The sequence below is a fragment of the Streptomyces sp. NPDC006265 genome (assembly GCF_040613555.1).
Taxonomy (GTDB): domain Bacteria; phylum Actinomycetota; class Actinomycetes; order Streptomycetales; family Streptomycetaceae; genus Streptomyces.
In genome coordinates this window covers 1-8,543 of sequence record NZ_JBEXSH010000351.1, presented here as the reverse complement: position 1 = coordinate 8,543, position 8,543 = coordinate 1, and the positions used below count along the sequence as shown (strand labels likewise).

Annotated in this window: 8 protein-coding genes and 1 pseudogene; 4 read left to right on the top strand and 5 right to left on the bottom strand. The window is 72.7% G+C overall.

The window, feature by feature from the left end:
* On the bottom strand, window positions 1-968 hold a 968-nt coding region (locus ABZ281_RS25895), incomplete at its 3' end, for a HAMP domain-containing sensor histidine kinase (RefSeq protein WP_356659141.1).
* Entirely contained in the window at window positions 965-1,663 is a 699-nt protein-coding gene (locus tag ABZ281_RS25890) for a response regulator transcription factor (protein WP_030838894.1), read from the bottom strand. The genes ABZ281_RS25895 and ABZ281_RS25890, both read right to left, overlap by 4 nt.
* Window positions 1,664-1,869: 206 nt before the next feature.
* Here ABZ281_RS25890 and ABZ281_RS25885 point away from each other — a divergent pair, with 206 nt between their 5' ends.
* Genes ABZ281_RS25885 through ABZ281_RS25875 form a run of 3 tightly spaced genes read left to right on the top strand, consistent with a single transcriptional unit; the run spans window position 1,870 to window position 4,314 of the window.
* On the top strand, window positions 1,870-3,156 hold the full coding sequence (locus tag ABZ281_RS25885; RefSeq protein WP_356659145.1) for a ferredoxin reductase family protein: 1,287 nt from the start codon (window positions 1,870-1,872) through the stop codon (window positions 3,154-3,156).
* 13 nt (window positions 3,157-3,169) lie between these two features.
* Entirely contained in the window at window positions 3,170-3,574 is a 405-nt protein-coding gene (locus ABZ281_RS25880; RefSeq protein WP_356659139.1) for an FMN-binding protein, read from the top strand.
* Between the two features lie 5 nt (window positions 3,575-3,579).
* On the top strand, window positions 3,580-4,314 hold the full coding sequence (locus tag ABZ281_RS25875; protein WP_356659137.1) for an FAD:protein FMN transferase: 735 nt from the start codon (window positions 3,580-3,582) through the stop codon (window positions 4,312-4,314).
* Window positions 4,315-4,328: 14 nt separating this feature from the next.
* Here the strand turns inward: ABZ281_RS25875 and ABZ281_RS25870 are convergent, their stop codons facing one another.
* The 3 genes and pseudogenes from ABZ281_RS25870 to ABZ281_RS25860 all read right to left on the bottom strand — a co-directional run bounded on the left by ABZ281_RS25870 (window position 4,329) and on the right by ABZ281_RS25860 (window position 5,455).
* The gene (locus tag ABZ281_RS25870; RefSeq protein ID WP_356659135.1) at window positions 4,329-4,553 is read right to left on the bottom strand and encodes a hypothetical protein; all 225 of its coding nucleotides are present in this window, start codon (window positions 4,551-4,553) and stop codon (window positions 4,329-4,331) included.
* Between the two features lie 124 nt (window positions 4,554-4,677).
* Window positions 4,678-4,980: pseudogene (locus tag ABZ281_RS25865) on the bottom strand (hypothetical protein); the annotation flags it as partial.
* 280 nt (window positions 4,981-5,260) lie between these two features.
* Window positions 5,261-5,455 (bottom strand): hypothetical protein, encoded by a 195-nt coding sequence (locus tag ABZ281_RS25860; protein WP_356659143.1) that lies wholly within the window; start codon window positions 5,453-5,455, stop codon window positions 5,261-5,263.
* Window positions 5,456-5,618: 163 nt separating this feature from the next.
* Here ABZ281_RS25860 and ABZ281_RS25855 point away from each other — a divergent pair, with 163 nt between their 5' ends.
* Window positions 5,619-8,522: an ABC transporter substrate-binding protein gene (locus ABZ281_RS25855; protein WP_356659133.1), complete on the top strand. Its 2,904-nt coding sequence runs from the start codon at window positions 5,619-5,621 to the stop codon at window positions 8,520-8,522.
* Window positions 8,523-8,543 lie beyond the last annotated feature (21 nt).

Genomic DNA, 8,543 nt, shown 5'->3' with positions numbered 1-8,543 from the left:
TCCGCCGCGTCCAGCCGGGCGAGCAGCAGCAGGTCGTCCAGGAGGATGCCCATGCGGGCGGCCTCGGCGCGCAGCCGGGCGAGGTGCCGGTCGCGTTCCTCGGGGGCGTTGGCGGCGGCGTACTGGAAGAGGTCGGCGTAACCGCGCACCGACATCAGCGGGGTGCGCAGCTCGTGCGAGGCGTCGGCGACGAAGCGGCGCAGCCGCTGCTCGGCCTCGGCGCGCACGGCGAGGGAGCCGTCGATGTGCTCCAGCATCGTGTTGAAGGCGGTGCGCAGTTCGTCCACCTCGGGCCCGCCGCCCCGGCCGTCGGCGCGCAGTGGCAGCCGGGCCGCCGATTCGGTCAGGTCGTGCGAGGTGATGCCGTGCGCGGTGGACGCCATGTCGCTGAGCGGCTTCAGGCCCCGGCGCAGCAACCGGCGGCCGAAGACGACCAGCGCGAGGACCGCGAGGGCGAAGGTGACGGCCTGAAGGGTGACCAGTTGCTCGACCGTGTCCTCGATCTCGGCCATGGGGGCGGCACTGACCAGGACCACCCCGGGCTCGACCTCGCAGGCGCGCAGCCGGTAGGAGCCCGCGCCCCTGAGGTGCTCGGTGCGCAGCAGTTCGGTGTGCGCCGCGGTCTGCGCCCGGGCCAGGGAGGTGAAGTCGTCGACGTCCTTCGGCAGATCGGCCGGGTCCTCGGGCCTGCGCAGCTCGGGCGTGCCCTCCGACACGTCGTACACGGCGTAGTACCAGCTGTAGTACTTCTTGCCCGAGAGGGTGCCGTAGTCCGCGATGCTCTTGGACTGGGCGAGCTGGGCGTGGGCGAGCTGGGTGTCGAGCTGAGCCGACAGGTAGTCCCGCATGTACATGGTCAGGGCCGTGCCGACGACGGCGAAGACGACCAGGGACAGGGCGCCGAGGCCGAGGGCCAGCCGGGTGCCGAGCCGCATGCGGCGGTAGGCCCGTCGCAGCCGGGCGATCACTCGGCGGCCTGCCGCAGCACGTACCCGAAGCCGCGCACGGTGTGGATGAGCGGCGCGCCGCCGTCGTCGGTCTCGTCGAGCTTGCGGCGCAGCCGGCTGACGACGAGCTCGACCACGTTGGAGCGGCCGCCGAAGCCGTACTCCCACACGTGGTCGAGGATCTGTGCCTTGGTGAGCACGGTGGGCGACTTGCGCATGAGGTAGCGCAGCACCTCGTACTCGGTCGGGGTCAGCGACAGCAGCCTCGCGCCGCGCCGGACCTCCCGGGTGTCCTCGTCCATCGTGAGGTCGCCGACCCGGAGGACGGACCGCTGGAACGCGGGTCCGGCGCTGCGCCGCAGCACGGTCCGCAGCCGGGCCATCAGCTCCTCCACGGCGAACGGCTTGACCAGGTAGTCGTCGCCGCCCCGGGTGAGGCCGGCGACCCGGTCGGCGACGCCGTCGCGCGCGGTGAGGAACACCACCGGCACCATCGTGCCGGAGGCGCGCAGCCGGTCCAGGACGCCGAAGCCGTCCACACCGGGCAGCATCAGGTCCAGCACCACGATGTCCGGATGGAACTCGGCGGCCCGCTTCAGCGCGTCCTCGCCGGTGTACGCCGTGACCGCCTCCCAGCCCTCGTAGCGGGCGACGGTCGCGACGAGATCGGCGATGGGCGGGTCGTCGTCGACGACGAGAAGTCGTACTTTTTCCACAGGCTCATAGTGCTGCACGGGTCCCGTGCCGCCATAGCCGCGCGCCCCCTCGCCGCGGGATCGATAAAAACTCGAAAGTCGAGCGACAGCTTCCCGACAGCTCCCCCGCGCCAAGCTCGGTGTCCCAGGAGCCGATCAAGGAGCTGCCGACCGTGACGACCGTCCGACAACCCCTCGTGGCGACCCGCCCGGGCGTGCGCCCCTCAGTGGTGGGCCGCACCGGCCTGTACGCGGTGCTGCTGGCGAACGCGGTCGTGGTGGCCGTGTTCTTCGCGCAGGCCGGTTTCGCGTCGAACGCGCTGATCGTGCTGGGCCGGCTGACCGGCCTGTACGCGGCGCTGCTCATGGCGTTCCAGCTGCTGCTGGTGGCCCGACTGCCGTGGTTCGACCGGCGGATCGGCATGGACCGGCTGACGTCCTTCCACCGCTGGACCGGCTTCTCGGTGCTCTGGCTGCTGCTGTCGCACGCCGTGTTCATCGTCTTCGGCTACGCGCGGTCGTCGTCCCTGGACCCGGTGAACCAGCTGGTGGATCTCGCCCAGACCGTCGAGGGTGTGCTGCGGGCGATCGTCGCGCTGGCGATCATCCTCGTGGTCGGCGCGGTCTCGGCCCGTTACGCCCGCCGCCGCCTGGCGTACGAGACCTGGCACTTCATCCACCTGTACACCTACGTGGCCGTGGTGCTGGCGTTCACGCACCAGGTCGCCGCGGGGACGACCTTCGCCTCGTCCCCGGTGGCGACGGCGTACTGGTACGGCGTGTGGGGCGTGGCCCTGGCCTCGGTGTGCGCCGGCCGGCTGGTGCTGCCGCTGTGGCGCAACCTCCGTCACCGGCTCCGGGTGACGGCCGTCGTGCCCGAGAGCGACAACGTGGTGTCGATCTACATCACGGGCCGCGGCCTGGACCGGCTGCCCGCCCGGGCCGGACAGTTCTTCCTGTGGCGGTTCCTGACGAAGGACCGCTGGTGGCAGGCGAATCCGTTCTCCCTGTCCGCCGCCCCCGACGGCCGTACGCTCCGCCTGACCGCCAAGCGGGCCGGTGACGGCAGCGCGGCCCTGCGGCATCTGAAGGTCGGCACCCGTGTGTTCGCCGAGGGCCCCTACGGCGCCTTCACCACCCTGCACCGCACCCGCCCCGACGCCGTACTCATCGCCGGTGGCGTCGGTGTCACGCCGATCCGGGCCCTGCTGGAGGAACTGCACGGCCACGCGGTCGTGATCTACCGGGTCGCGACCGACCGGGACGCCGTCCTCTACGACGAACTGCGCGACCTCGCGCTCGCCAGGGGCGCCGAGCTGCACCTGGTCACCGGCCCGCCCGTGCCCGACCGGCTGGCGCCGCGGGAGCTCGCCCGGCTGGTGCCGGACATCGCCGACCGGGACGTCTACCTGTGCGGTCCGCCGCCGATGATGAACGCCGTCCTCGGCAGCCTGCGCGAGCTGGGCGTCCCGGCGCCGCAGACCCACTTCGAACGCTTCAGCCTGGCCGGATGACGAGGAGACCGTCGTGAAGCGAGCCATACCCGTCCTCGTCCTGAGCGTCGCGGGCCTGATCCCGCTCTGGCGCTACGCCCCGTCGCACGACACCGGGTCGTCCCCGGCCGCCGCGGCGCCCGCCTCGACCCCCTCGGTCTCGTCGTCGGGCGGCACGACCTCCACGGTGGTGTCGGGGTCCACCGTCGACACCGAGAAGGGACCGGTGCAGGTCGAGGTCACCTTCGACGGCGACAGGATCGCCTCGGTGCGGATGCTCCGGCAGCCGGACCATCCGCAGACCACGGCCGCCGTACCGCAGCTGATCGAGGAGACACTCCGGGCACAGAGCGCCGACATCGACACGGTGTCCGGCGCGACCATCACCAGCGACGGCTACAAGGAGTCGCTCCAGGCCGCCATCGACGCGAGGGGCTGAGGGGCATGCGCCGCGTCGAGCACGTCATGGGGTTCCCGGTGTCGGTGCGGATCGACGACGAGGACTTCCCCGGGGCGCCGGTGGACGACCTGTTCGCCTGGCTGCGCGAGGTCGACGCCCGGTTCAGCCCGTTCCGCCCCGACAGCGAGGTGTCACGGCTGGACCGGGGCGAGGTGCGCGAGCCCGGTCCGGCGCTCCGCGAGGTCCTGGACCTGTGCGAGGAGTACCGGATCGCGACCGGGGGCGCCTTCGACGTCCGCCTCCCGGGCCGCCGCCTCGACCCCTGCGCCGTGGTGAAGGGCTGGTCGGTGCAGAAGGCAGCGGAGCTGCTGTCGGCGGCCGGTGCGACGCGCTTCTGCCTCAACGCGGGCGGCGACGTGATCGCCTCCGGCGGCCCCTGGCGCGTGGGCGTACGCCATCCCGAACACGCCGACCGGCTCTGCACGGTCCTGGACGTCACGGACCGGGCCGTGGCGACCTCCGCCCGCTACGAACGCGGCGACCACATCCTCGACGGCCGCTCCGGCCGCCCCGCGACCGGCCTGCTCAGCGTGACCGTGGTGGCCCCGACCCTGACGAAGGCGGACACGGTCGCGACGGCGGCGTTCGCCCTCGGCGCGGAGGGCGTCGCGTGGGCGGCGACCCGCGATAACTGCGAGGTGTTCGCGGTGGACGGGGGCAGGCGAGTGCTGCGCAGTGCGGGGTTCCCGGGGGTGGCGGGCCCGGTCGCTGCGGCGTGAGCCGGTGGCGCCGGTCAGCCGTCCGGCAGGTCCTCCAGCAAGCCGGACGGCGGTACGAAGAACAGGCTTCCGGTGACCGCGCACGAGTAGTCCAGCAGCGGGTCGGGGCCCGAGCCCGGCCCGCCCAGGAACATCGTGCGCAGCATCGCCTCGGGAATCCCGGGGGTGCGCGCGTAGGCCACGAAGTAGGTGCCGAACTCCCCGTGCCCGGGCTTGCCGAGCGGCGTCGCCGACCGCACTGTCCTCTGCCCCGGGCCGTCCGGGCCGAGGACGGGTGTCGACGTCCTTGTGCGAACCGGGCGCGTCCCGTTCCAGGTTGGTGAGCTTGGTGCGGCCTATCACCTTCTCCTGCGCCTCGACGGCGGGGGCGTCCCACGCGTCCACGTCGTGCAGGTACTTCTGCACCAGCGCGTAACTGCCGCCCCGGAAGGCGGGATCCTCCTCCCCGACCAGCGCCGCGTCGGCGGCGGCCTGCCCGACCGGGTTCTCGGTGCCGTCGACGAAGCCGAGCAGGTTGCGCGAGTCGAAGTAGGAGAATGCCTGCGTCTCGTCGCCGCACGGTGACGGCGCCGCGCAGCCGCCGCACCAGCTCGGTGGGTGTGCCAGTGCCAGTACTCGATCATCGAGGCGCCGCGGGAGATCAGCGCCCAGACGGCCTGGCCCCACTGGCCGTCGTAGGCGGGGCGGTTGTCCCACGGCCCGCCGATGGCCTGGGCGTCGGTCTCGGTGACCGGGAAGGGCTCCTGGCGTGAGTTCGACGCCCTCCCGAGGCTGACCACGGACACGTCCGCGGTCAGCCGCAGCGGGGTGCCTGTCGTCGATCGGCTCGGACGGCACGATTCCGTCCACGCCCTGCTCCAGCAGCGCGTCCACGGCGACGGAGACCCGCTGCCCCGCCAGGGTGCTGGCCAGGGCCACGGAGTAGCCGGCCCGCTGCATCGCCCGCTCAAGGGCGATGAGCAGGGTCGAGGGGCCGTAGAGCGAAGTGCCCAGCGATACCACGCCGATGCGCCGGTAGCGGCCGAGGAACAGGTCGCGTGCCGCGGTGTTGGGGCGGTAGTCCAGGTCGCGGACTTGCCCTCAGCATGCGGTCGCGCACCTCGGGGCTGACGTGCGGTTCGCCGTTGACGACCCGCGACATGGTCTTCTGCGACACCCCGGCGACGCGGGCGGCCTCCGTCATCCCGGGTCCACGTCGCCCACCGGCGGCTCCGGTCGTCGTCCAGGAGTTCGCGCGTCACCCACTCCTACAACATCCGCACCGGTTAACCTCGTAGGTCGCCGAAGGTTAACGGGGGTTACCCATGGTGAACGCCGATCGCACGCCGCCGGACTGTCCCGGGGGCCACGACGGCATGCCGGAGAGCGACGCCGGGCGCCATCTCCAGAACCAGCTCGAGATCCTCATTCAGGACTTCCGCAGGAGCACCGAACCGCCGATGCCGGTCTTCGTCGTGCACGCGCAGGAGAGCCGGGACGACGACGCGGTGGCCGGGCTGGTCCGGCAGCTGCACGCGGGCCAGGAAGCACACGGCACGCGCTGCGCGGTGACCCAGGACGCCTACGAGGGCTCCACGGAGGTGCGCCGGGCCGCGGCCCTGGTGCGGGCGCTGAGCGACCCGCGCAAGTGGGGCGGCCCGAAAGCCCTCTACCGGCGCTACGCGTTCCCCCGGCTGCGACTGGTGCACGCCATCGACGACGCGGTCGCGGCACTCGGCGACAGCTGGCCGTCGCCCGCCCCGGACAGCCCCGAGGCCGGGCAGGACCAGCGGCAGCGACTGCTGAACGAGCTGGCGCAGCAGCGCTGGCGGCCGAAGAACACCGCGCGCTGGCGCTCGGGCCTGCCGCTGTTCGACATGGCGCACATCCTCCCGGCGAGCCTCGTGACCGTGCTCGCCGCGCTGCTGGCCCGCAGCGAGTGGTACGTCGCGGTCGGCGCCGGTCTGGGCTTCCTGCTGCTGCTGACGGTCCTCAACTACGTCCTGCCGGGGCGGGCGCCGATCTTCCTGTGGCTGCGCCGGGAGAGCCGCTGGTTCATGACGACGACCTTCCTGAGAGCGGCGGACCAGGAGGAGTCCACCGAGGTGTCGCTGCTGCGGCCGGCGCGCTCCTGGAAGGCGATCGCGGCCCGCGCCTACGACGTGGCCGAGGCGCTCACGGCGGGCGGCGACTTCCACCTCCAGCTGTGCGTGCTGGCGCTGCGCGAGGACCTGCGGGACAACCACCGGCGATGGAGCTGGGATCTGCGCGGCTTCAAACGACCGCGCCCGCCGATGCTGTTCCTGCCCCACGCGGATGACCGCAACGGCGGCGTCGAGCTGATCCGGGCCATCAGCGACGTCCGCAGCCGGCGCAGCGAGCTCGACCCGCTGCTGGTGGTCGCCGCGGTGCGCACCCACGACGTGGAGCGCCTGGAGCGCAGTGTCGTCCAGACGGCGCCGGCCCCGGACGCGACGCCGCCCACGTTCGGCGTGCGGCTGCGCACCTGGTACCGGGAGTGGGGCCGCAACCTGCGCGCCGAGCAGTCACCCAGCCGGGAACGGTCCGTCCTGCCGTGGGTGATGAAGATCCCGCTGCCGCATGACCAGTTGGGGCCTCTGGAGGAGGGCCGCCACCATCTGCGGGCCTCCGCCCGGCCGACGCTCGCCCGGCTGGTGTGGGCCCTGCACACCCTGGTCCTGGTGATCGCCCTGCTGTCCGCGGCCACCGTCATGCGGGCCGACGCCCTGCACGACCGGTACTGCTCGGCGTCCGTGCTGACCGCCAACCGGGACACCCGGCGCGAGCGGGCACCCGACGGCCGCACCGAGTGCATCGGCATAGCGACGGACGGACTCCGGTTCGCCGACTGGCTGCCCGCGCCCGAGCCGGGCGACGACGTCAAGGCGCTCACGGCCGCCGACGAGACGCCCTGGACGGTGGCCGACCTGGAGGACCTCATCGCCCGGCAGAACGCGGACGTTCTCGACGGCACGTACGTCACCGTCGTCTACGCCGGGCCGCTCAGCGCCGACACCGCGGCCGGCTCCTCCCTCGTGAAGGGCGCCGAGGAACTGGCCGGCGTGTATCTGGCTCAGGCCGTCATCAACGAGAACTCCAGCGTGAAGCTGCGCGTCCTGATCGCCAACGGCGGCGTGGACCTGGGCCACCAGGAGGAGATGGCCACGTCGATCGCCGCTTACGCCGCCCACGACCCGACCGTGGTGGGAGTCGTCGGCACCGGCCGCGACCTGAAGTCGAGCCGGGCGACGACCCGCACCCTGATGGAGGCCGGCCTGCCGGTCGTCTCGGGCACGAACTCCGCGACCTATCTGCCCCGCGAGTTCGCCAACTGGTTCAGCCTGGCCGCCACGGACGAGTGGCAGACCCGTCAACTCGGACTGATCGCAGCCCAGTTGCGCACCCCGGACCGGCGGCAGTACGCCCTCGTCCTGGCCCGCGACACGGCGAAGACCGACGACCTCTACACCGCCGAACAGGCGCGCTACGGCCAGGGGATGCTGCGCAGGCAAGGCTTCACCCCGCTCCCTCAGCGCCGCTACACGCTGACCGGCGGCAAGCCCGAACTCCGCTCGCACGCCCAGGAGATCTGCCGGGGCAGCCGGGTCCCCTCCGTCATCTACTTCGCGGGCCGGGTGGAGGACATCGACCCCCTGATGACCCAGCTGGGCACCGAGCCGGGCTGCGCCGGGAAGCCCCTGGCCATCCTCACCGGCGACGACCTGTCCAAGGCCGACTTCGCCGGCGGCGGCCAGTCCGTCGCGCCGAAGGTCACGCTGTACCACGCGGCCCTCGCGGAGCTGCACAAGGCCGCCTCCGGAACGGCCTTCTACCTGGACGCCGCCGAGCACCTGCCGGGACTGCGGGGCCACCGCCTGCGCTACGACAGCCCCGCCCTGGCCAGTGGCCAGACGGCCCTCGCCCATGACGCGACCCGCGCCCTGTTCTGGGCGGCCACCCGGGGCGACCGGCCGCAGAGCCGTGCCTCGACGTGGGTGAACCTGCGCAACGTCAAGATCGAGGGCATGGCCACCGGCACCATCGACTTCACCGGCGCCCCGCTGTACGGCGACCGCACCGGGCACAGCATCGTCCTCAAGGAGGTCCGCCGCGCCTACGACGGCACGTCCGCACCCCGCGTGGTGTGCCGGCGCACCGCGGGGGACACGGCACCCCTCACGCAGAAGGAGTGCCGGATCCGCCGCTGAGCACGGCCCTCCGGAAGGCGA